Source organism: Odoribacter sp. AF15-53 (assembly GCF_003479425.1).
Taxonomy (GTDB): Bacteria; Bacteroidota; Bacteroidia; order Bacteroidales; family Marinifilaceae; genus Butyricimonas.
In genome coordinates, this window is sequence record NZ_QUHC01000002.1 from 448139 (window position 1) to 474121 (window position 25983).

A 25983-nucleotide genomic window follows, 5' to 3' on the forward strand; every position below is an offset into this window, starting at 1 on the left:
TTGTAACTTGCGAACCTGTAACTTGTAACTCGCCCAAGGCGAACTAAATTTATTGCGTGAACTGGAAAGGTATTGCGATTGACTTTGGAGGATTGTTGTATATTCTCACGATCTCGGCGATCATATACACGATCATACTGGAAAATAGAAATCCGGTACGTACACTCGCGTGGATACTCGTACTCGTGCTACTCCCCGGTATCGGCTTGCTCTTCTACATCTATTTCGGGATGAATTACCGGAAGATCAAAATGTTCTCCATGAAAGGACTGGGTGACTTCAAGTGGTTGCAATACATGAGCGAAGACCAGAAACAACGTATCAAAAAGGCCGAATTGCTGAAAAAAGAAGATATGGAAGCCGTCAAACCCTTGATGACCCTACTCCTGAACAACAGCAAAGCCCTGCTTTCCCGTAATAATACCATAGAAATACTAAACAACGGGGAAGAAACTTTCGGTTCCATTTTCAAGGCTATCGCGAAAGCAAAAAAATACATTCACCTCGAATATTACATTATCGACAAAGGGGAACTCGGGGGGAAATTGAAAGAATTACTCGTGGCCAAAGCCAAGGAAGGCGTGGAAGTCCGGGTGATATATGACGACGTGGGTTCATGGAAATTACCCAAATCCTATATTCGAGAAATGCAAGCGGCCGGGATACAAATCTACCCGTTCCTTCCCGTGCGTTTTCCCCTCTTCACGAACAAAGTAAATTACCGGAATCACCGGAAAATCGTGGTCGTTGACGGGGATACCGGGTTCATCGGGGGATTGAACTTTGCCGACCGATACCTGCATGGCTTGCCCGGTATCGGAATTTGGCGGGATACCCACCTAAAAGTGAAAGGAGAGGCCGTAACCTCTCTACAAGTCGTTTTCCTATTCGACTGGTACTTCGTCCGTCAGGAACTTCTGCTAAATAAAGCGGAATACCTCCCCAACAAAAAAGTGGACGGGAATGTCGTGGTGCAAACCGTCGCTTCCGGTCCCGATAGCGACTGGACCTCCATACAACAGGCTTACTTCACGCTAATCAACATGGCCAAGAAGTACGTCTTCATCTCCACGCCCTATTTTATGCCGGGAGAAACCACCATCAATTCGCTGAAAACCGCCGCCATGAGTGGCGTCGATGTCCGCATCATGATTCCTTACAAATCAGACTCTTTATTGACATACTGGTGTACCCGTTCCTACATTGAAGAACTACTGGAAGCCGGCGTACGGGTATTCCAATATCGTAAAGGATTCAATCACAGCAAAGTCATCGTCATGGATGGCTTTGTTTCCTCCGTGGGAACTGCCAACATGGACATTCGTAGTTTCGAACAAAACTTCGAAGTCAACCTCATCATCTACGATCGCAACGTCAGCCGTCAACTCGGCGCCGACTTTCTCAACGACCTGAAAGAAAGTTCCGAGGTCAGCCTCCACCAATGGAAATTCCGCCCGAAACGGGATAAAATCCGGGAATCTCTAGCCCGGCTCTTCGCCCCGTTACTCTAATTTTTCAAATACCCCCCCACGACATCCGCCAGGATTCCCTGTCATTCATCTCTTGTTACCCTGGATACTTTCACGGCATCAGCACATATAAAGTGCCATTTCTCCCCACGATCATCAAGAATCACCTTCGTTTCTCCCTTATCCAAATGATACACCCCCAACGAAACCCATCCTCTTTGCCTCATTCCTAAATCCAGAACAACCTCTTGCCGCTCTTCTCCTCGAAGTATCGTGTAAAAATATTGAAGTTCCTTTGCCTCCGATGGTTCATAATTCAAAAATTCATGAATCAACGTGAACACCTCATACTCTCCCGGTTCTTCTATCGGGACGGTCCATTCCGCCCGACATTCCCCGTGTCCTCCCATTTTATAATACATGCTACGGATTGTATCTCCCCAATATACCCCCGAATAGGATTTCGTCCATTTCGACACCCCAGCCTTGGGCCCCCCGGATGAACGGGCAACTACATCCGCTTTATTCGGAAATATTTTCTGTAACCACTTTTCCGGTAAAGACACCAGTTGAAAATCCGCAGACTCGTTATCAACAACAATCTCCCCTTCCGCAGGAGCAAAAGCAGATTTTTCCGCATCAAAAATACCGTAACACGTATCGTTCGTCTGTTGAACAAAATATCGCCCATCGTTCAAAACATCCATTTCAACATGAACAAACCCCGGAATATTTTGCGATATTCCCAAATCAATCACAAAATAACCCGCTGATCCTAAAAACAGTCTTACCTGTTTACATTCTCCCCCATCCAAGTGAAAAAGACGCCGTTCTTCCCTTCCCCTGTCTTCCGAAGCAAAAATAACAGATACCACACCTTTCCCCGGCCCCTTGTTCCATATCTTAAATTTCCCGACTGTCGCCCGCTTCCCCTCATTCAAAATACATTCAATCGACGCGTCTTCTACCTGATACACGACATCTGGACAAGATTCATTATACCACCCCGGAAGGATCGTCATAATATCCACATTCAAAGAATCTCTTAATTCCGATACAAATTGTTTTAGCTCCACCTCTCCCCTGTTATGTCCACGAAACTGATTCAAGAAAAGCCATAATTGCTCCCGGGAAGTGTAAGTTTCTAACACGCCCAAAAGTTGGCGGGATTTCATATCCAAAATCCGTTCCCAGACATCCGGGGGTAAGGTAGCATCACTCAAAGCATCTTTTAAACTATGAGATTGTAAATACTCGTAAACATATTGATCTTCCTTGTTCGCAAAAAGAGAATATCCCACTCTTTTCTCGTCACGTCCCTCCCTGAGCCATTTTTTATAGAGTATATCCACAACCGGATAATGTTCCGATTTGATATATAAATCCGGCTCTTGCAACAAAGACAAAGCGTTAAGCAAACCCTCTGTTTTTTCCCCCGGACGACTATCAATTCCTGTAAACCTGTAAAGAAAGGGATTCCGCAAAGATTGTCCTTTTGTAGAGGCAAAATTGAGTATCATATCAGTGAACATACTCTCTTCCACACATTTCTCATTTCCTTCACATCTTTTTCCTTTTCCCATCGCAAATCTTTTATACTGCCGGGGAGCTTCCACGTATTTTCCCCGAATCGCCCGTTCCGGAAAAAAGATCATTCCCGGTTGAACCAAGGCACTCTTATCCCTTATCGGATCACCGTACGAAGTTATTGATAAAGGAACTTCCGCTAAAATCAAATTACTTTCAGGTGAAGAACACCAATCATGACGCAATAGCACATCGGCAATCTTCCCATTTCCATTCAAGTTACCCACATGCAAATTACCATAACGATTTTCCACGATATTCCTTACATCCTTTTCATTCAAGCGGGTAAAAAAAAGCGGGACAAAATCCTTCTCCCTAAAACAATATAACTTTATCACAAACCCACTGGTCTGTACCTGCCTGCACACGTAATCTCCCCCACAAAGGCTTATCCCTTCCAATGGATTTGGATTCACAAACCGTAATGTATCTCCCTTCCGTTTCCGTACCCCCTGAGACAACACGACCGGATGCTCCGGCTCGATTACCGTCAAGCGGTAACGAGTATAATTTCTTCTCACAATCTTTCGATTCACGGGACTATCCATCAAAGCAACCGGATACCAGCCACACTCCGGAGGCAACCAGGTAAACCGGTGATCCACCATACAGTAACGATTCCCGAACTGAAAGAATGGATCCTCTCTTGTTCTATCATAATAGTGATCGTCCGGCACGGACAGGTAACAATATCTTTCATCAATCTCTCCGGTATACTCAAGATGTAACCTCACGGAATCCACTCCCACCATTTTCCGATCTATAACAATAACCTGATGATCCCGAAAAAACTTTAATTGTTTCTCATTCTCACTTACCGATGTCACCTTTAAACCCGGATTCAAAAACAAAATAACCCGTGGCACTTCTTTCATTTCGGAATTACAGAGCAACATATCACTTTTCAACGACAGGCACTTTCCCGTCTGTCGATAAATAATATCATGCTCCACCACCCGACAAGTTCCTCCCTGCCAGTAATCAGTATAAGTATTGCGAAATATTTCTCGCATCACACCTGTCCGGTAGTAAGAATATGTTCTTATCACACCGCACATTACTCCCAGCCCAACCAACAAATACCCCGTTCGCCTCCAACGAGAAATTTCCGTTAACGAATTGGGCAATCGTTTCAACTTACAAACACTCATACAAACACATCCTATACCTACAAATAGAAAAGCAAACCGATGTAACAAATAAAAACACAAATCCACGTGCCCCGTTATCGCGGAAAAGAAATTAGGTATCTTGCTTCCCATACTATCTAAAGAACCATGAATGACATCCGGAAACACCACTACCGTTAGCCCCAACAAGACTAATAAAAGAACCTGTCCCCACACTTTATTACCCCGAAGAATAAATGAAATCCATCCACTTAACCCGACCCAAAAAACTAAAGAGGGGATCGTCAAGGTAAAAAAATAAAACACATACACCAAAGGATTCCATGGTGCTTCACTCGCAACCAAATTCAAAAATGAACAACACAAGATTATCAAGATATTCAAGCCCAGCAACACGCCTATCGTACCCAAAAACTTTCCTAACAAGTAATGTCCGTTACTTACAGGACGGGCATGAATACATTCCAAAGCTCCCCGTCTAGATTCCCTAACAGGATAATCCGATACCAGAAAAATAACAAGAAATGCTTGCATTATATTAAAAAAGTAAGCGTTTACAAGCGACATGGAGGAGGCCATCGCTACCATCGTCCAATTATATGCCATACCGTTTCCTTGCATAAATACTTGTATCAAAACAATAACAAGCAATATTACACATGCAAGGACACGAAATACAACACTCCTCGCCGTCGCCAGCCCCTCGTATTTTGCAACAGTCATAATATCACGCATATCCTTGTATTAATGATTTAGCTAACCGAAAAAATCCATTTTTCAGGCAACACGCAAGCTAACAATTTACAAAAAATAAAAAAATCATTTTCTTTTTCTTGTTCATTCCAAACGAGTATTGTTCCACGCAAACTGGTTAGTAACACCATAGTTGGCAGAACCACAACTTCTCCTCTACGTTCCTCCGACACTGTTATATTAATACGCTGAGCCAAACACCCGATCGCACTTATTTCAAAAATATACTCACCTGCATCTAAAAATTCAAATTGTAAACGCCCTTCTTCTTCCCACACGTAATATTGACTTCCTTCTTCAAAGACCTCTATAAGTTTACAAATTGGCGTAATTCTCCTCCCGTCATCCGCTAAAACTTCCATGCTTACCAAATCATCACGATATACATGATAACCAAATACCTGCATCACTGCACCTATAAGCAAAACTAATAAAAACACTTTTTTAATAATAATTCCTTTCATAACTTTCTATTTTTAATTAGTAATGTAATGAAAATAATCACCCTCCTTAGTGCAGTGTAAATTACAAAAAATAAATCAAAAAACGATATGTTTATTTGCATTTTTTTCAATTATATAAAATTCAAAACTATGAATAATAATATACATCAAAAATCAGCAATATTTATTTTTCAAATCAAACCCAATATGAGGAGTGATAAGTGAGAAATAAGCTCTCACAACCCCGTCTCCGACATTCGTTCTACAGCCCAAACACAGTCCCCAAACGGCTATAAACTGTAGGCAAAACGTCTGTCATACGCTTGTGGTGCCTTATCTCTCCCTTAACACCCCCCAAACTCTATTAGACCTCCCCTAAATCCGCCACAATAATAAAAACATCCATATTTATCATCGTAACGGTAACCCCATGCCAATTCAAGCCAATACACGCCAATTAATCCTCGCTGGAAATTTTCTTCATTCCCCGTGTAAATCTAACCCCTAAAATCCGTAGCTTTGTTTCTGTAAAAACAACACTATTGAAAATTGTAAATCTTTCATTTTCAATTTTCAATTTTCAATTTTCAATCATTATGAAAGAGATTGCCGAAATCATTAACGGTACTTTACATGCCGGAACACCCGTGGAAATTACAGAATACAGCATTGACAGCCGTTCTGTTGTTGATCCGGCTCACACCTTGTTCTTTGCCTTAAAAGGGAATAACCACAACGCTCATGACTATATACACACGCTTTACGCTGACGGGGTTCGGGCTTTCGTGATCAGCGAATTCCGGGACTCGTTCCGTCAATTAGCGGAAGCGAATTTCATTATCGTGCCCGATGTTCTGGCCGCCCTGCAACTACTGGCAGCCTACCATCGCCAACAAGTACAAGCCGAAGTCATCGGGATCACCGGGAGTAACGGGAAAACCGTCGTGAAAGAATGGCTCTACCAACTATTGGCCAACGACTATTTCGTCTACCGGAGTCCCCGCAGTTATAACTCCCAGGTGGGAGTACCCCTATCTCTATTGGGAATAGCCCCGAAAGCCGACATAGCCATCATCGAAGCCGGTATCTCCCAAAGAGGAGAAATGCAGCGCTTGCAACAAATGATTCGCCCAAACATGGGAATCTTCACTCACCTCGGAGACGCTCACGCGGAGAATTTCTCCTCCCAACAAGAGAAACTAGCCGAAAAAGCATTATTATTTTCTTCCTGCAAATGGATTATCGGGCAAGATGGTGAAGCCCTTGACTTCATCAAAACTCAAGTGCCGCCAACCACTTCGTTCCTAACCTGGGGAGAAAACCACACGGCCAATGTCCAAGTGAAAACACTAAACGTGAATTCGATTCACCGGGAAGTTGAGGTTACCTATCAATACAAAACATTCGTACTCGAAATTCCGTTTGCCGATATTGCTTCTTTCGAAAACTGCATGAACGCTGTATGCGTGTTATTATTGAAACAACAGGAACCGTCAAAGATCACGGAAAAGGTGGCTCGTCTTTCAGCCATTGCCATGCGATTGGAGATCAAAGAAGGCATAAACAATTGCACGTTGGTCAACGACTATTACAATTCTGATCCCTCCTCTTTCCAGTTGGCATTGAACACGCTGGCAACACAAGACGCTTCCAAAGAACGGGTTGTCATCCTGTCGGACTTCATGGATACCGGAAAAGAAGGTAGCAATTTGTATCCCGCTATCGCCGAAATGCTCCGTCAAGCAAATATCTCCTTGTTTATCGGTATCGGCCAACACCTTAGCGAACATCGCCACTATTTCCCGAATAACTCCCGGTTTTACGAGGACACGGAACAATTCCTCCGTCAGGAAGAAAGGGAAAACTTTAAAGAACAAGTTATCCTGATCAAAGGAGCCCGCGTATTCCAGTTCGAATATATCGCCGGATTCTTGCAAAAACAATCACACGGCACCATACTCGAAGTTGATCTGGATGCCATGGTACACAACCTGAACCATTTCCGCTCCCTCACGGACGCCCACATCGCCGTCATGGTAAAAGCGTTCTCGTACGGAAGCGGTTCTCGGGAAATCGCCTCCCTATTACAATATCACCGGGTGGATTATCTCATGGTCGCTTTTGCCGACGAGGGTATCGAATTACGCGCGGCAGGGATTACCATTCCCATCGCAGTCATGAACCCGGAAAGAGAGGCCTTCGACAACATGATCATGTTCAATTTGGAACCTGAAATCTACGCCCTTGATATTCTCGAAGATTTCAACCAAGCATTGAACAAGCACGGAATCAAACGTTTCCCCGTACACGTGAAATTAAATACCGGGATGAACCGATCCGGTTTTGATGAACAAGATATCCCGCGATTGCTCGATTTTTTCCGATCGGAACGTTCCGTGTACATCCGCTCCTTGTTCTCGCATCTTGCCGGGAGTGACGAATCCGTCCACGACGAATTCACGCTGGGGCAAATCCATCTGTTCGAGCGCATGACCGAGCGTATCCAAGCCCGATTTGACTATAAAATATGGCGCCATATCTTGAACTCCGCCGGGATAGAACGCTTCCCGCAATACCATTTCGACATGGTTCGTCTCGGGATCGGGCTACATGGCATTAGTGCCGCTCACGCAAACTTACAACCCGTGAGCAGTTTTAAAACCTACATATCATCCATCCGGGATGTACCCGAAGGTCAATCCATCGGCTACGGCCGCAGGAGTTATACCACTCGTCCTTCACGCATCGCCGTGATTCCAGTGGGATATGCCGACGGTCTGAATCGCCACCTTAGCAACCGGATCGGGGAAGTATACGTGAAAGATCAACGAGTCCCGATCATCGGCAATATCTGCATGGACACCTGCATGATCGATGTCACGGACACGAACGCCACGATAGGAGATGAAGTCGAGATTTTCGGGAAGCATATTCCCGTTACAGAGTTATCCGATAAACTCGGCACGATCCCTTACGAAATTCTCACGGGGATCTCGTTCCGAGTAAAACGGATATATTACAAAGAATAAAAACAAACTCCTCCCCGATTTCAACAGAAACAGGGAGGAGTTTTTCACTGTATAATAATCTACGAGAAGCTTTATTCTTTAAATTTATCTCCCAAACGATCAATCAAGATAACATCCAGTTCCGATCCTCTTACTTCACGGGCTATTACTTTTCCTTCGCCATCAAGTAGCAAACTAAAAGGAACTCCCATGACCTTGTATTTCGAAACAACTTCACCCTGCCATCCCTTCATATCACATAATTGAGTCCAATTCATTTTCTCCTCTTTCAACGCGGCCTTCCAATCCTTGTCTTTATTATCTATCGAGACACTGATCATGTTCAAACCATCCTTGCCATACGCTTCGTACACGTGACGTAGATGGGGAATCTCGTATCGACATGGCCCGCACCAAGAAGCCCAGAATTCGACCATGTTATATTGTCCCGGTTTCACGTAATCGGCCAGTCGCACCGTTTTCCCAGTTTCATCAATCAACTCGATATCAAGATATTTCTCCCCGATTGCCACGGGTAAAAGATTTCCCGTTGATTCTTTCAATTGCTTGTACGCCGGGGCCTTCCATAATGATGTATCAATACTTTGAAGAAGTTGATCCATCTCTTTTTTAGTCATTTGCTTGCCATAAACCAAGCCCAGGGCAACCTCTATCGCAACCGGAGATTGGGGATTAGCTTTAATGAAATCCTGCTGAATTTGTTCTATCTGTTTTTGTACCGCATCCATTTGCCGTACTAACGCAATCCCCTCCCGGGTATTAAAAGTTCCTTCTCCCGCGGGGATATGGTAGGTCTTCAAATACTTATCCCACGCCTCACTTTTCTTCATATTACTTGACTTTACCGCATTCCGGTATTTCATGTACAAGTCATGCGTCGGCGATCCCGAGACAGTCACTTTCCCGGCAACCTTTCTCTGAAAATTAAAGCGAGAAGGCAGAGAATCTATTGATGCACAGGTATACTGAATATCTGAATTATCAACAAAAATATCCGATCCCCGCAAATCTTTCTGGTAATCCACATTCACATCTGGGGTTAAATCAATGAACACCCCGTAAAGTGCGGGTACCTCCACCTTACCCTGCAATAAAAACTTACCGTCTTTCGTCAGCGCAGAATCCACAGGTGTATTCTGATCAAACAAATACACTTTCATTCCATCCGGGGTACCGGGCACTGATCCGTTAATCCGGTAGCCAACCTCTTGCTGGCACGCCATCAACGAACCACAACAAATTAATCCATACAGTAATCTCTTCATTCGACTTTATTTTAAAGATTTATTTCTCAAACTTATCACCTAAAAGCTCCATCAAAACGTTATCCCGTTCTGTCCCCATGCAATACCGCACTGGAACAGGGAATACATACACCTTTCATTTGTTATTCAACCTCCAGATTTAACCAGAACTTACTAAAAGCTTCCAAATCCAATTGGAGATTATTCTTATAATATTTAAGAGTAAGTTCATACTTACTTTTTACTAACGGATAAGCATCCAGAATCTCTTGTCGCTCTTCAAGAGGATTGCAAGCAATCCAGGTTGCATACGTTGCCATATCTTCATTTTGATAACTTTTAGTCGAAGCCATCATAAAAGGATAAGCATGTACAAAACCTAAATTCATCAAAAGATCTACGTTTAACTCGTAAGTTTCCCAATCCATCAGATTATCCATCGCATCAATTTGTTCATCTACAGTCATTTCGTTCAAATATTTTCCAGCAGAAACTTGTGAAAACTCCGTGAGAAGAGGTAAATCTTTGTAAAAATAGAGTGAAGTTCTCGTCCTGAAAAAACTAAGGCAGATACTATATTTCCAAACGTCCGGTTGTACCCCAATCTCATCATTCATATCTCCCCAATAGATAATTCCTTGTTGCGCCTCATCGGTAAATCCTATCGCATAATATTCCGGTATCCAAAATCCATAGTAATTTGTTAATTCATCATTCCAAAGATTTGCTTTTACTAGTACCTGTCTCTTTAAATTGGAAGTCTTAACGATCTCTTCCGGCAAATAAGCATAAAATGTTTTCAATAACTTCAAAAAAGATTCTGATGTCAATTCATCTCCCGGTTCTAAAGGAAATGTATCCTCCGGAAGATAATAAAACATATTTATTTGAGTTGTTCCGACATTTGTACGCAAAGCATCATCACCACTCAACGTATAATACACGTGATAATCATATTTTTTGTATAAATCATAACAGATTTTTTGAGCATTCGAAGGCCCGTCAGCAATGGCCGGAATTGGACCATTATACTCAAATTCCGGGGATAAATTTTCGTCATCGCTACATGCATATCCAATGACCATCCACCCGATTAATATTAATATACCATATATAGTTTTCATACCAAATCGATTTTATCTAGGGTTAGCACCAATTTCAGGATTCACGTTCAATTCTTTTTGAGGAATTTGCAACACGTAACGAGGATCATCTTTTTCTAAAACAGCCGGATCCTTGACCAAACCATAATGTGTCATTGCAGGGCGTGTTGTACGACGAAGATCAAACCAACGTTGTTCTTCAAAACAGAATTCCCTTCTTCTTTCATTCCAGATTGTCTCTAGCAAAGTTTCTTGCGTGAAGTTTTCCGGATGCAATCTCCCGGATGTTTCAAAATCTTTCGTTCTAAACTTCGTTTCGCGCAACGTATTCAAATATCCCACAGCCGTTCCAATCCCATCAGATTTATGAGCATAAGCTTCTGCCAGGATCAAATACATTTCTTCTGTACGAATGACACGAGTGTACCCATACTCGGAACTCAATTGTACAACAAAATTAAGGTAACTCAATTGATAATACCGATTCTTCATATAACGAATCCGATTCCTAGTGTTACGTCTCATAAAATAGTATCTCCGCACATCACCCGTCTCATAAGAACTATACAAAGTTTCACTCGGATAAAAAACAGATTGGGCCGTATTACCACCTAATATCATGTAGAGCTCATTAATACCATTCACGAAGAGAACATTTGTATTTTCTTCACTTAAATAACCGATTCCCGGAATACTCTCTTCCGTCCATTCTGTCAACCGGGATTCCGTATATATCACGGGATTTTCTCCAGCCGCACGCAAATCGAACAAAGCTGGATTAGTCGTAATCACATCTTTCGCAAGTTCTATGGCAAGATCCCATTCCTGCATATAAAGATACACTCTAGCTAATAAAGCCTTAGCTGCAATCGCAGAAAATCTGGATTTCGCTAAATCCATCGAATTTTCTTCCATTAAAGAAATTGCTTTTTTCAAATCATCCACAATCTGCTCGTAAACTTTTTGTAAAGACTCACGTCGATAAGATTTATCATCTGCCGTCGTTTCTAGATTAATCGGAATACCAGGAGTAACCGCACATGTTGCCGGATCATAAGGAGCCGCATAAATATTCACCAAGTAGAAATATCTAAATGCACGTAACGCATAAGCCTCTCCCTTTATATGATTGCGAGTTTTCCGGACAACTTGCTCATCTAGCACGGAACCAATAGCATCGTCAATATTATCTATAACAACATTCGCATTATAAGCACTATTATAAAAGGTCCCAAAAGTTTCATCGCCATTCGTTAATGTAGATTCAATTTTATCATCCCACATAAATGCCCCCAAATAACTATCCGCAACATTCCCAAACCTGGGATCTCGATCTGCTGCAATGTAGTCCATATCATCGGTTAAAACATCAATATAAGGAAGGACCGCTTTTGTTAAATAAGCATTATTCAACAATTGATCATAATCATCCGTGGTAGATAGTTTTTGTTTATTCTGTGGTATTTCTTCCAGATACCCATTACAAGACAAAAGGAAAGAACTAACACTCACTAGCAGTAATTTATATAAATATCGCTTTTCCATAATTTCTCAATTAAAAGTTGACATTTAACCCAAAAGTAAAAGTCGGGGCTAATGGTAATGAGCCATAAGAAGTTGTAGTGTAATTAATTGTTTCCGGATCGTATCCTTTCAATCGCTTATCTGCAATCACAAATATATTCTGCGCCTGGAACTTCAGAGTCACATTACCCAATTTGCGTCCACCGACAACAACTTTTTCCATCCAACGTGCAGGCAACTGATATTCTAACATCAAATTGCGGAATCTCAGGTAATCACCAGGTACAACAGTTTGATCAGACAAATTATACCAATCTGTAGCATAAAAATTCCCATCCGCAGTCATAATATAACCTGTTCCTTCAGACAAGGCTGGAATCGTTTTCCCCGTGTTATCTCGTCCCGGACGCCAACGGTCTTTAATACTACTATTCGCATTCTCATCCGCAGACGGACTTGTGACATAAGCCCTAGCTGGTAAACGGACCACGTTCTTCAATCCAAAAGCAAATAACATGGATAAAGACAAATTTTTATAAACTATCCTGGTATTTATCCCCCCGGAAAACATCGGATCACGAGTTCCCTCGTATTTCAAATTAGCAAGATCATACGGAAAGTTCACAATTTCATCATCTGAAACCCCCACGACCTTACCCTCTTTATTATAAAATTGAGGCATTCCTTGATCATCCAAACTTGCAAACCGATACGAGAACATACCATTTACAGGTTTTCCTTTATACACTTCACCCGGAGTATAAACACTCTGTACCAAGTATTTCGTTTGAGCCGTACTCGTGGATTTAGTCACTTTATTTTTTACATACCCCATATTGAAAGCAACTGTCCATCGCCAATTTTTCATCTTAATAATCGTTCCATTCAATCCGATATCTATCCCCTCGTTACGTACATCCGCATAATTCACATACTTACCCGAAAAACCAGACACTGAAGAAACTTCTTTGTAAGCGATCAAATCTTTACTTTTATCCAAATAGTAATCAATATCCAACACCAACCGATTATCAAACAACCCAACTTCCAATCCAACATTAAATGATGCCGTTGTTTCCCATTTCAAGTCTGGATTCGGAGCTTGCTGAATCTCCATTTCAAATAAGCCGGTTACCGGATTAGGAGGAAGAGCGGAAGCAATAATCGAAGGACTACTATCTTCCACAATATTTCCACGTAGACCATAAGAAGCACGAAGAGCCAAATTACTAATTTCATTGCAATTTTCTAAAAAGGATTCATTACTTATAATCCATCTTCCCGACACGGACCATAAAGGTAAATAACGGTATTTCGGGTTAGAACCAAAAAGATTCGAGCCATCAAAACGAATATTTGCATTCAACACGTAACGATTATCATACATGGCGGAAAGTACACCATAATAAGATATATTGGAACGATCTACTAAACTTCTTGTCACTTTATTCCGTTTCAAAATACCCGTTGATTTTCCCAACGCTGGTTCGTAAAAAGTATTACCCCTGTCATGAAAATATCCATATGTATTTGACACCAAACCTTTATAATTTGTATTTCGAAATTCTTGTCCTAATAACACATCTATAGACAAATTATTCGTTAAAGTAGCTTTATATGTCAAATTATTACGAATCAATGAAGAACGCTGCTCATAAGTAGTTTCATTATACACTCCACCATAAGGTAATGGAGATTTTTCTATATCCTCATCCGCCCCCTCTCCATACGCATACCCTCTGATATCTGCGACATAAGCACTCTTTTCCGTGGCATGATCCCGAACCGTGGAATGAGAAGATGCATAACTAAACAAACCCTCGTATTTCAAACCTTTATACAAATTGACAGATAAATTGACAATACCTTTCATATCTGTTTGTGTACTTTCATTACTTGTATTTGCCAATTCATTTAAGATATTAAATTTAGTACTTCTCCCCAAAACCGTCCCCAAATAGTAATACAAATCTCCGTTTTCTTCTCGCAAAGGTACCGCTCTAGACGTACGAACGGCATAATTGAACAAATCGATGGACGAATGGTACATTTCTCGGTCACGACGATCAACTTGAAGAATCGCACCTAAATTAACTCCTTGAAATAATCCGGTATTAATTTTTACCATTCCACCATAATTCTTGTAATCACTTGCTTTATCAACCCCCTCTTCACCGTTATAGTTCAAAGAAACATAGTAATTCATTTTCTCTGTTCCCCCGGAAACACTCAAATTATGTGTTTGCGTGTAGGCATTCCGAAATAAAACTTTAAACCAATTTGTATTTACTTGTTCTAATTTATTGGCCAAGAGATTCATCTCGTCCCGGGTCATTCGTCCAAGAGCATAGCTATTTAGTAAGCCTTCCAATCCTGGTCCCCCGTCTCCATACGCTCCTCCCCAAACAGACAAGCCATCCTCATAATTTTCCCAAGTTAACGCAACACGTTCTTTCGAATTCAATAAATCAAAATCATCATAATGCGGACGTATACTCACGGTCGAAGTATGTTGATAAGATAAATTAAAATCACCAGCTTTCCCTTTTTTAGTAGTCACTACAATAACCCCGTTAGCTGCACGAGTTCCATAAATCGCCGTTGCCGATGCATCTTTCAACACCGTGATACTTTCAATATCATTCGGATTAATTCCACCGATCACGGAATTAAACATATTCATCACGTCCGGACTATTCAAATCTGCCGCCGTCACCGGGACTGAATTCTCCAGAATCACACCATCCAAAACCCACAACGGATCCGCATTACCTGAAATGGTCGCCGTACCACGAATTCTGATTTTCGGTGCCGCACCCGGTGCTGCTGAAGTATTTACAACCGAAAGTCCCGGAACAACACCCTGCAGCATCTGCTCGATACTGGAAGCCCCGATCGTCTTCAATTCACTGGTTTTCACGGTAACAACCGAACTCGTCAAATTCCGTTTCTCGATCTGCTGATAACCGGTAACCACGATCTCCCCCAAACTTTCAGATTCATCTTCCAGAATGATCGTTAACGGTTTCTGACCGTTCTTAAAAGTCACATCCTTCGTTTTCATCCCGACAAACGAGAAACGTAGCGCCACACTATCCTGAACAGGAACTTTCAACAAGAACTCCCCGTTCCCATCTGTTGCACTTCCCAATGTGGTTCCCACGATAAGAACGGTTACCCCCGGAAGAGGTTCACCGTTTTTATCCTTCACCACTCCTTTAATCTCCATCTGCTTGTTTTCCTGTTGGGCCGGATTCTCTCCCTCGAACCGCACCATGATAATATCATCCCGAAAAGAATACGTGAATCCAGTCCCCGCAAACACACGATCCAACACGTTTTTCACGCTTTCATTCTCGGCTTTCACGGTCAATTTATCCAAACGGGCCGCTTGTTCCGTGTTGTAAATAAAATGCAATTTGGTTTGACGTTGAATCTCCCCGAACAAAGTTTTAATTGACACTTCCTGCAAATTCAAACTGACTTTCTGTTGTTGTGCAAAACAATTCGCTGAAAGAGAAAACGTGATACAGCACATCAATAAAGTAAAGAGTTTCATTGTTTTCCAGAATTTTTGCCCATGAGGTCGATAAACCCGAAGGCATAATAGAATTTTTTCCATACCTTTGTAGTTGAATGTTAGTAATTCCAATAGGCGCTGCTCGTAACTTCAGCCTATTGATCTATTATCATTGATGGCGGAAAATGCTCGTAACATTTTCCGCTATTCTTTTTATTCCATTACGATAATCGTCCTTCCTTTCACCGAGAACTTCACCTGTGTCACCCCGGATATCGCATCAAGAATATGAGAAATATCCTCGTAACGTCCCAAGTGTCCCGTGAAATGCAATTGTTTCAAACTAGCAGTCTGGAAGAACACATCCACGTCATACCACAAGGACAGGGTATTCATAATATCTTCCAAACTCTTGCCATCAAACACGAACTCTTGATTTTTCCACGCCACGTAAGACAACACATCCACGTCACGAATTTCCATCGTCCCTTTCTCCCGGTCATAAAGAGCCAATTGTCCCGGTTCTACCGCGAATTCGACATCACTATTTTTTTCCTGAATTCCAATTTTACCTTCGACCAAAACCGTCTGAATATTCGCTAAATTGTACGTGTTTACATTAAAAGATGTTCCATAGACTTTAATCTTTAAATCATCTGTAACTACAAGAAACGGACGTGCAGTATCTTTTATCACTTCAAAAAATCCCTCTCCCGAAAGAAACACTTCCCGCACATCCGAATTAAAAGCAACTGGATAACGCAATTCACTCCCGGAATTCAAATATACCATTGTCCCGTCCGAAAGCGTGATCGTGTACTCTCCTCCCCGGGGAACCTCCAACACATTATACACGGTTTCTCCTTTATTGGCAACTTGCTCCGGGTACACGACTCCGGAAGCGTTATTCTTCACGGCAACTCCTTTCGCCACCTCCAAACGCACCTCATCCTCTCCCGCCAGTTCAATCACCCGGTTATTGTCCAAACGCAAAATTGCCTTGCTTTTCCCCGGTTGGATTTCCGTAACTTTATACTTCGTCCGTTGAGATTTCCCAGAGTCATTCACTATATAATACCCAACCGCAACGATCATCAAAGGCAACATAACAGCAGCCACCCATCTGTACCAATGCATTCCTTTACTCTTAGCGGTAGGCTTGATTCCTCCCATCCCACTCACATGCTTCCAAGCTATGTCTTTATCTATTTTTTCAAAAGCCTCGAAATCCCGGGCCACGTCCCCATTCATACAGACACGATCAAACAATTCCTTGTGAGACGGATCTTGTTGAAGCCACGTTTCCAACAGCCTCTTTTCCTCCCCGGACAAATCACTCACCAGATAGAGTTGAATCAGTTGTATTATATTTTCGTCGTAATGTATCATTCTGGTTATTTTACACCAAAGACGACGAGAGACAAAAAAAGGAGTATAAAAAATCGACTTTTTTTCTAAAAAAATTTCAGATCACATGAAACCAGCTCGAAATAAGGCATATAGAACATACAAGGCCCCTAGTCTTTCACGAATATAATTTATAGCATTTCTTTTTTGAGTTTTCACGGTTAACTCGGAAATCTGGAGCAATTCGGCAATCTCCTTATTTTTTTTCCCTTCCAGATAATATTTAAACACTTCCTTACACCGCTTGGGTAATTCATCCAGCACCTGATATAAACGCCGGTAAATCTCGTTCTCCATAATTTCCAGTTCCGGCTCCTCCCCCGATTCCGCATGCAGGATAGTATATTTAATATATTTTCCTTCAACTTCCTTGTGTTTCAAATAATCCAACGAAGCATTCTTGACCGAGTTATAAAGGAAATTCTTAAAACCGTAATATGAACTGTAGCAGGTATCACGTTCCCATACCTGCACGAATAAATCCTGCACGATATCTTCTGCCGTTTCTTGTCTTTCTACCCATCTCATCGCGTACAACACAAGATAACGATAAAATCGATCAAATAATTCACGGAAAGCCTGAACGTACTTACAATTCAACTGCTCTATCAATTCCTCATCCCGAGACATCTTCTATATATTTATAAGAATCAAAAATAGTAAAAAAAGGAAACAGTGGAAAGAAAATACATAATTTTCAATCGACTTCCGTCCATTTAGCCACAAATAAAAGTTACATTTGTCCAAATATCAATTATCAAACAATATTTAGACAGATTTATGAAACAAGGATTGAAATGGTTTGTTTGCGTAATTTTATTGTTCCAAGCAAATCTTACATGGGCTCAATTTGACAAGTACTTCCACAACAAAACGCTTCGCATGGACTACGCTCATTGCGGAGACAGTCAACATGACGAGATTTATTTCGAGGAATTACTCGAAGAACCCTACTGGGGAGGTTCTAAAACCAATTTGATCGACACCATGTTTTACGGTAATTATTATCTAAACGTTTACGATGTCGCAACGAACAAATTGATCTATTCCCGGGGCTATTGCACTCTCTTCGGGGAATGGCAAACTATTGACGAAGCCAAAACCACCCGGCGCTGTTGTTCGGAAACCGTAGTGATGCCTTTCCCCAAAAATGATATACGTATAGAAATCTCTTGCCGTAACAAGAAAGGCAAATTCGTGAAAAAATTCGAACACACCGTGAATGTTGACAGTTACTTTATCAAAAAGGATAGGCGTATGACATACCCGACCTTCGACGTGCATTACACGGGTAACCCGGCTCGTCGAGTTGATATCGTCCTTCTTCCGGAAGGATACACAGCCGATGAAATGGAACAATTCAAAGCAGATTGTAAACGTTTTGCCGAAGGTTTATTCAGCCTCTCACCCTACAAAGAGAGCCAAGGATTATTCAACATCCGGGCCGTTCTCGCCCCCTCGCAAGAATCCGGCGTGGATATTCCCGGCGAATACATCTGGAAAAACACCATCTTGAATTCCGCTTTCTACACCTTTGACATGGAGCGTTACATCATGACCTATGACAATAAAAGCTTGCGGGATCTCGCCGCTAACGTTCCTTACGACTTCATTTACATCATCGCCAACACGCAGAAATACGGCGGAGGAGCCATCTACAACCATTACGGGATAAGCGTCGCCGGCAACCAACATGCGGCAAAAGTATATGTACATGAATTCGGCCACCTATTCCTCGGTCTTGGCGATGAATACGTGGGCGGCTCCAGCTATAACGATATGTATCCCAAAGGAGTTGAACCCTGGGAAGCCAACCTGACGACCTTGGTAAACTTTGACAAGAAATGGAAAGATATGCTTGATAAAGATACCCCGGTCCCCACACCTTTCGATTCAAGCAATCCCCAAAAACTCGGCGTTTACGAGGGTGGGGGCTATGTTTCCAAAGGCGTCTATCGTCCCCGCTACGATTGCCTGATGAACACCCTTTCCGGCAACGACTTCTGCCCCGTCTGCACGAGAGCGATCAGGAAACAAATTGATTTTTACACGAGATAAAACAATAAATCGTACCGAGCACGGTACGATTTTATCACAAAATAGTTATCGCATTTGACAATACAGGAACAAACTTCGAATATAAAATCCCCTTATGGTTATCGGAATGATGTATTAATGTAAAAATCGCCCCACGATCTTTAGGATGTGGGGCGATGACTTCACACACAAACAATATTTATTTCCCAGTAAACGCCCAATCGGACTTATATGCCCACCGGGACGGGCATTGTTTCAAAACCATTCTTAACCGTTTCACTTGATCGACGGAAAGAGAATTTTTATAACTATACATATCCATCACGTTAAAAGAGGTAAAATATTCCATCGGACGAGTCGGATCATTCTCTGGCTGGCCATCTAAATTATTCCCCTTAAAAACAGAAGGATAAAAACCATAATCAAAGCTATATGTATCCGGACAATAGTCACTATCCCCATCTTCATTCAAATATTTGTACAAATCACATCTAGTTTGCAGAATCCCCAAATATTCTGCAATAGGAGTAGCCAAACTGAATTCATTCTTACCTTGTACGTTTGTTGGTTTATAAAGAGCTGTCATATTCACCATAAGTCCTACTTCCAGACAGTTCTCAACATCATCTAATGTAAAAGAATCTTTATGCTCCATCTCAACACCGGGAATTGAAGCCAAATCATAATCTGAATGCATCACGGTAGGTGGCATAAACTTATATGAAGTTCCAGCCCCGGTAGTTGAAGTTCCAGTTGTAAATTTAGCTAACCATATATTCAAGTATTTATTCGGATTCCAAATAAGACGTTTCCATTTAGCCAAAATATACTCCATATATTTAGTTGTCTTATTAGAAGAGGTTCCCATATTTGTAAAATCTGTCGCTGAGATATTTTCAATATTCTTTCCGGGTTCTTGCATTTTTAATCCATTCTGGTCATAAGTAGCCAACTTAAATACCACCTTTGCATTCCCGGCATTAGGATCCGTCGTAATTTTCCGATTAAAAGCATCAGAAACCCGTTGAAGCTGTTCTTCCAAAAATTCAACACTCATATCATACGTGGGAGTCGCCGTTGCAGGCGGTACTAGTAGGTGAAAAATTACAGGAATCACGATTTCATCATAACTCTCATCAGGCAATTCTCTAATCGTGATATTCAAATGATTACTTTCCAAATCTCCACCTTTTGCATAAAATCGTAAAACAGTCCCCGGAGTCTCCGTTGTTGTCGAATAATAATTATCTTTCAACACATTACCATTTTGATCATATACTTTAATATAATCGGCAGGTATTTGATCGGCAGGTACTAAAAATTCTTCTTCAATCTCTTTTGCATAGAACTCATTAGTTTCATCATCCCGCCCATAAGACATTGCCTTTCTTTTGGCATATACAAATGTATGAAAACCCATCTTACAAACGCCATTAGGTAACAAGGTCTTGTGATCCGCACGTAATTCTATTTTTGAAATTTCATTCGGTGAAATTTTCAAATCGAGAATGACACTTTCATCTTTCGCACATGAGCTGATAAACAGCATCATAACAAAAAAACTTAATATTTTATTCATAACGTGATTTTTATAAGCGTTATTATTATTTCCAACCCGGATTCTGCTGAATATTATTATATTGCAACTCTATTTCTGCAGGAATTGGTAACGTGTACCTGTAATCATTACTTTCTAAAGTATAACTTTTAATTTCTTCCGTGGCTTCATCTTTTGCCAAACGAGTAACTTTCACCCCAGTACGTTTCATGTCAATCCAATTCATTTCTTCTTCCAAAACAAACTCTTTTCGACGCTCTTTCAGAATCTCCCCGATCACATCATTACCAGAATAACCAGCATATCCTGGTATTTTACTACGCTTGAATTCATTCAATAAATCCAACGCACCATCTTTTCCTTGCCGGGCTAACGCCTCTGCCTCAATTAAAAGAAGGTCTGAATAACGGAACAACACATGAGAACAATTCGCATCTTTCTCATTTGGATCGAACACACATTTAACAAAATAAACTTTACCTTCCTCTTCTTTAAAATAGACTTCTCGTCTAATATCATTTTTATCATATAATTGATACAATTCATCTGAAGGATATTGCATTAACCTCTCATCAGGTCTTCCCCAAGGTGAATAATCATTCGGCCCAGAATCATATAACGAAATTCGTAACAATGCAAAACGATGCGGTTTATTTACAACTGGAGATACCGTAGTCGCAGTTAATTCTCTCTGCTCGTCAATCGTACTTTCAACCACGCCATTCCCTCTTGCCTCTTTCGCATAATATTCTGCTTTGCTCCAATCATCATCTTCAGCCGCACAAGAACTAGCTTTATATTGATATGTTTGTGCCAAAATAGCATACATTATTCTTTTGTTAAAAAATATATTCCACGACTCTTTGGGAGAGGTTTCATATTCAAGCACATCCATAATCTCCCCGATCAATTTCTTATATAGATCAGCCTGTTTCCATCTCTTCCCTCCTTGAATAATATCCGCATCAAAATTAAATGGGATACCTAATTCATCGTTATCATAGGGGGCAAACAATTGATTCAATCTTAGCAAATAGTAAGCACGAATCACTCTTGCTTCCCCTAAAATTCGCTCATAATCAGTCTTATTATAATCAGGTACTCCTTCCAGATCTTTTAACACCATATTCAGATACCCGATATTATTAAATACTTCACCCCAAACTCTTTCCGCAAAACTATATCCTTCCCAATTTTTATTTTCACGATATTCCGTCTTAAATCCCAATCCGCCACGATTTTCATTATTCAAACCATCAGAATTCAAGAAATCCGTCAAATCAAGATCATTTGTATATAATGCGGAGGCAACATTTATACGACGGGTAAAAGGATATTGTATAACTTCGCCATTAAACATCACATATTTAGAATACGTAGCATCCGCACTAGACGATATTGTTGCATACAAGAAAAGCGACATCGCTTCCCTGACATCTGCCATCGTGTAAACGACTTTCGTATTTTTAGGAGGTAAATCCAGGAAATCGGAACATGACCCGCATAAAATCAATACCGATAACAATAATATTATATTTTTTTTCATAACCTTATTAAATTAAATACCTATCGACAATGAAAAATTATATGTTCTAGCACTCGGGTAAGTGAAAGCTCCCATTGTTTCCGGGTCAATCCCACGATATTTAGTAAGCGTAAATACATTGGAAACATTAAAATTAAAACGAGCCCGTGTCAGATGTAACTTGTCACATATACTTTGTTCCAGATTGTACCCAAATGAAATATTGTTACATTTTAGATAATTACCCTTTTCAAACCTAAAATCAAATAATTGATACAAATATTCCGTTCTACCATTTTCATACTTCGGGACATCAGTTATATCTCCTAGTTTTCTCCAACGATTTGCTTCAACTGCAAGTAAATTTCTACCGGAATCACTCACGCTTCCATCAGCGAAATACTGGAAAGAACGAGCCAGATAGCCAGTCATATAAGTAAATTGAGCAAACAAGCTGAATCTCTTATAGTTAAATTGAGTTGTAAAACCACCCGTGATCGGAGGATAACTTCTTCCCAAATAACCACGAGAGGCATTGGCTAGCTGAACCGTCAAGTCATAATCCATATTATAGACATACTTACCTTCGGCATTCAAAACTCCCAAACGATTTCCATTATCATCAAATCCATCGACATAGGCCAAAGTCGCCCCCGTATAAGGATCCACTCCCGCAAATTTATACCCATAATAAGCTTTTACCGGATTCCCTTGAATATAAAGAGAATATAACTCCTCAAAAGTTGAATTCGTGCTTGCCGAAATTTCACTCAAATCCTGATAATATGTTTCTGTTACTTTATCTTTATTTTGAGTAAAATTAAATGAAGTTACCCAACTAAAATCGTTTGTTTTAACATTCAACGTCCTTAATGAAATCTCCCAACCAGTATTATTGAGAGACGCAACATTTGCAGACACATGTGTACGTCCTGTCGAAGAGGCAATTTTCTTATCATCCAGCAAATTACGCGTATCATTATTATAATAATTAACCGTAAGATTTATCCGATTATTAAATAAAGAGGCATCAAATCCTATATTTCGATCTTCTTTTCGCTGCCACTTGATAGAAGGATTAGACGGGTTATACCTGTTCATTATGGTTTCTCCATCATAAACCATCGTGGTATATCCACCTGCAACTAATACAGAAAATGGTAATGCATTATGATCTATACTTCCTGTAAATCCATAAGATGCTCTAAAAGAAAGTTGATTTATAAAACCAAATCTTTCCATAAATGACTCATTATGCAAATTCCATTTACCACTCACATTCCACAACGGAGAAAAACGATTCTGAGTCCCAATAATATCGACTCCATCCAATCGGGCGCTTCCTTGAACTACATAGCGATCTTTATAGCTATACGAGCCTGTTGCAAAGAAAGAAACGCTCCGATCTTGTGACTCAGTATGCCCACCTAAAGCAGACAAATTAAAAGAAGAACTAATTTTCATCCCCGTTAAATCAGGATAAGTCCCTACCCCATAGACATTACTCCATTCCGGGATCATACTTGAGAATCCATAACCTTTCGTGGAAGAAACTTCTTGACCGATATAAGCATTCACGTAATGATCTCCATCAGAAAAACCGCGAGCAAACTCCACTTGATTACGGATCGTCCATTGCTGAGAACGTGAAGTTGACTCTTGCATTTTCCCTTTATTCATTTCATCAGGAATTTCTCCCTCGGAATAAATGCCAGATAACCAAGCAGAATATTTGGAGGCAAACGACCCCGGAACCAATTCCTCCATAGTATGGTTATTTGAATTTGAGAAAGTACCCATAGAAGAAAGCATCAGTCCCTCAATGATTTTAAATTCAAGCTTCAAATTAATCTGATTACTTAAATATCTTGACCTCGTCGTGTTTTCATTCAAGTCTTTAAGTATATTAAAATCATACATATAACCATCCTTCACACCACTACGAGCAGAATAATAACTACGATCATATTCATAATTACCATTTTCATCATAAACACGTTCATAAGGATTCGCATAAGTAGCATAATCCAAAGGATTTACTGGAGAAGCAGAGCTACGATCATTTCGCAATGTACTTCGCAAATCAAAATTTACACGTAACCACTTATTAAAATCATGAGTCAACTTTATAGAAGCACCTATACTTTCATATTTATTATTCGGCATGACTCCTTCCTGGCTCAGATAAGAAAGACTTCCATAATATTGCGTCCGTTCGTCACCTCCGGAAAGAGAAATACTATGATTTTGAGTTTGAGCTATACGAAAAATTTCATCAAACCAATTCGTATTAATTTTACTCAATCTATTCATTTCATTGTCAGCGTCTTCTTGTGACAATTTCCCACTATCTACATCCTTTAGCAATTGATAAACACGTCCCCCGACATTTAGTCCAGGAAAATCTTCGTAAATACCTCGTTCGAAAGCGATCTTCTCTTTTGTATTCATCATTTCCAAACGATTCGTAGGAGCTTCACTAATTCCATAAGATAACTGTACATTGATATACGATTTACCAATACTACCTCGCTTAGTCGTGATAACAATTACCCCATTAGCTGCACGTGAACCGTAAATAGCAGTTGCTGCAGCATCTTTCAATACAGTGATACTTTCAATATCATCCGGAGGAATATTTCCAATTCCACTTGTTAAAATTGTTTCTTGAAACTCGGTTCCACCCATACTTACCTTAGGTAAATCACCTGAAAGAGGCATTCCATCTACAATCCAAATCGGATCAGTATCACCAGTTAAAGAATTTATACCCCGAATTCTAATTTGAGCTTGAGCACCGGGACGACCGGATAAATTCATTGCCGCAACTCCTGCCAATTGTCCTTTCAAAACATCAGTAACACTGGTGTAACCTTTATTTGCAATATCTTTAGAAGTTACGACTTCCACCGATCCCGTCATCCTAGCTTTCTTTATCTCCTGATAACCAGTCACAACAACCTCATCCATCTCAGTCATATCATCTTCAAGAATAACAATAATCGATTTATTTTGTTGTTTATATACGATGTCTCTTGTCCTCATCCCGATAAAAGTAAATCGTAAAACAATCGTATCCTGCTCCGGTATCACCAATATAAACTCACCCTTTACATCAGTCGCCACACCGATAGAAGTACCCTTCAGCAAAACGGATACTCCCGGTAATAATTCCCCTTTTTTGTCTTTAACGACTCCCTTGATAGTGATTTTTTTCACCTCATCCGGCATCGTCATCTTTCTTTCAGATATAAGTACATAATTATCCTTTACCTGATACACGTACTTTTCTCCCAACACCTGAGCCAAAATTTCATCCAATGTCCCGTTTAAAGTCTTCAACGTAACATTCTGTTTCACATCCAGCACGGCCGTGTTGTAAAAAAATTCATAATGACTTTGTTTTTTAATCTGCTTGAAAATAGACTCGATTGTCCCATTTTTCACATTAAACATCTCCTGTACCCCCTGGGAATAAGAATCTTTCGCCCAAACGCTAGAGGCCGAAATCAATAAAAGAAAAAATAGATTTCGCATGTACCTTAAAAATTTTACCGATCCATTTTTTTTCATACATTTGTAATTAAAGTTAATGACTCACTCACGAACTTCGTCTGGTAAACTTTTTCGTGAATGTTGTTATCTATCCAATAC

Annotated in this window: 14 protein-coding genes; 3 read left to right on the forward strand and 11 right to left on the reverse strand. The window is 40.6% G+C overall.

The features are described 5' to 3' along the window. Positions 1-56 precede the first annotated feature (56 nt). Complete coding sequence (cls, locus tag DWW52_RS06445; protein WP_118714642.1) at positions 57-1511, forward strand: cardiolipin synthase; 1455 nt, start codon at positions 57-59, stop codon at positions 1509-1511. 41 nt (positions 1512-1552) lie between these two features. Here cls and DWW52_RS06450 read toward each other — a convergent pair whose 3' ends face one another. Next, a complete protein-coding gene (locus DWW52_RS06450) occupies positions 1553-4921 on the reverse strand; it encodes a hypothetical protein (protein WP_118714643.1) in 3369 nt (1122 codons plus the stop codon). A gap of 17 nt (positions 4922-4938) precedes the next feature. Beyond that, positions 4939-5403, reverse strand: coding sequence for a hypothetical protein (locus tag DWW52_RS06455; RefSeq protein ID WP_118714644.1), 465 nt, complete (start codon positions 5401-5403; stop codon positions 4939-4941). A gap of 575 nt (positions 5404-5978) precedes the next feature. Between DWW52_RS06455 and DWW52_RS06460 the strand changes: the two genes are divergently transcribed. Continuing rightward, positions 5979-8411 (forward strand): bifunctional UDP-N-acetylmuramoyl-tripeptide:D-alanyl-D-alanine ligase/alanine racemase, encoded by a 2433-nt coding sequence (locus tag DWW52_RS06460; RefSeq protein WP_118714645.1) that lies wholly within the window; start codon positions 5979-5981, stop codon positions 8409-8411. Positions 8412-8482: 71 nt separating this feature from the next. Here DWW52_RS06460 and DWW52_RS06465 read toward each other — a convergent pair whose 3' ends face one another. The 6 genes from DWW52_RS06465 to DWW52_RS06490 form a co-directional block, all read right to left on the reverse strand. Next, complete coding sequence (locus DWW52_RS06465; protein WP_118714646.1) at positions 8483-9676, reverse strand: TlpA disulfide reductase family protein; 1194 nt, start codon at positions 9674-9676, stop codon at positions 8483-8485. A 122-nt stretch (positions 9677-9798) separates the two neighbouring features. Continuing rightward, the gene (locus tag DWW52_RS06470) at positions 9799-10779 is read right to left on the reverse strand and encodes a hypothetical protein (RefSeq protein WP_148315339.1); all 981 of its coding nucleotides are present in this window, start codon (positions 10777-10779) and stop codon (positions 9799-9801) included. Positions 10780-10791: 12 nt separating this feature from the next. After that, a complete protein-coding gene (locus DWW52_RS06475; RefSeq protein WP_118714648.1) occupies positions 10792-12303 on the reverse strand; it encodes a RagB/SusD family nutrient uptake outer membrane protein in 1512 nt (503 codons plus the stop codon). A gap of 10 nt (positions 12304-12313) precedes the next feature. Then, on the reverse strand, positions 12314-15841 hold the full coding sequence (locus DWW52_RS06480) for a SusC/RagA family TonB-linked outer membrane protein (protein ID WP_158582507.1): 3528 nt from the start codon (positions 15839-15841) through the stop codon (positions 12314-12316). Positions 15842-16015: 174 nt separating this feature from the next. After that, the gene (locus DWW52_RS06485) at positions 16016-17191 is read right to left on the reverse strand and encodes a FecR family protein (protein WP_118714650.1); all 1176 of its coding nucleotides are present in this window, start codon (positions 17189-17191) and stop codon (positions 16016-16018) included. Between the two features lie 81 nt (positions 17192-17272). Beyond that, entirely contained in the window at positions 17273-17839 is a 567-nt protein-coding gene (locus DWW52_RS06490; RefSeq protein ID WP_118714651.1) for an RNA polymerase sigma-70 factor, read from the reverse strand. A 150-nt stretch (positions 17840-17989) separates the two neighbouring features. Here DWW52_RS06490 and DWW52_RS06495 point away from each other — a divergent pair, with 150 nt between their 5' ends. Then, complete coding sequence (locus DWW52_RS06495; protein WP_233556736.1) at positions 17990-19267, forward strand: M64 family metallopeptidase; 1278 nt, start codon at positions 17990-17992, stop codon at positions 19265-19267. Between the two features lie 178 nt (positions 19268-19445). On the opposite strand, the gene DWW52_RS06500 is transcribed toward DWW52_RS06495, so the two are convergent. Genes DWW52_RS06500 through DWW52_RS06510 form a run of 3 tightly spaced genes read right to left on the reverse strand, consistent with a single transcriptional unit; the run spans position 19446 to position 25866 of the window. After that, positions 19446-20825 carry a hypothetical protein gene (locus DWW52_RS06500; RefSeq protein ID WP_118714652.1) on the reverse strand — a complete coding sequence of 460 codons (1380 nt, stop codon included), beginning with the start codon at positions 20823-20825 and terminating at the stop codon, positions 19446-19448. 25 nt (positions 20826-20850) lie between these two features. Continuing rightward, entirely contained in the window at positions 20851-22350 is a 1500-nt protein-coding gene (locus DWW52_RS06505; RefSeq protein WP_118714653.1) for a RagB/SusD family nutrient uptake outer membrane protein, read from the reverse strand. A 12-nt stretch (positions 22351-22362) separates the two neighbouring features. Then, entirely contained in the window at positions 22363-25866 is a 3504-nt protein-coding gene (locus DWW52_RS06510; protein ID WP_158582508.1) for a SusC/RagA family TonB-linked outer membrane protein, read from the reverse strand. Positions 25867-25983: the final 117 nt, after the last annotated feature.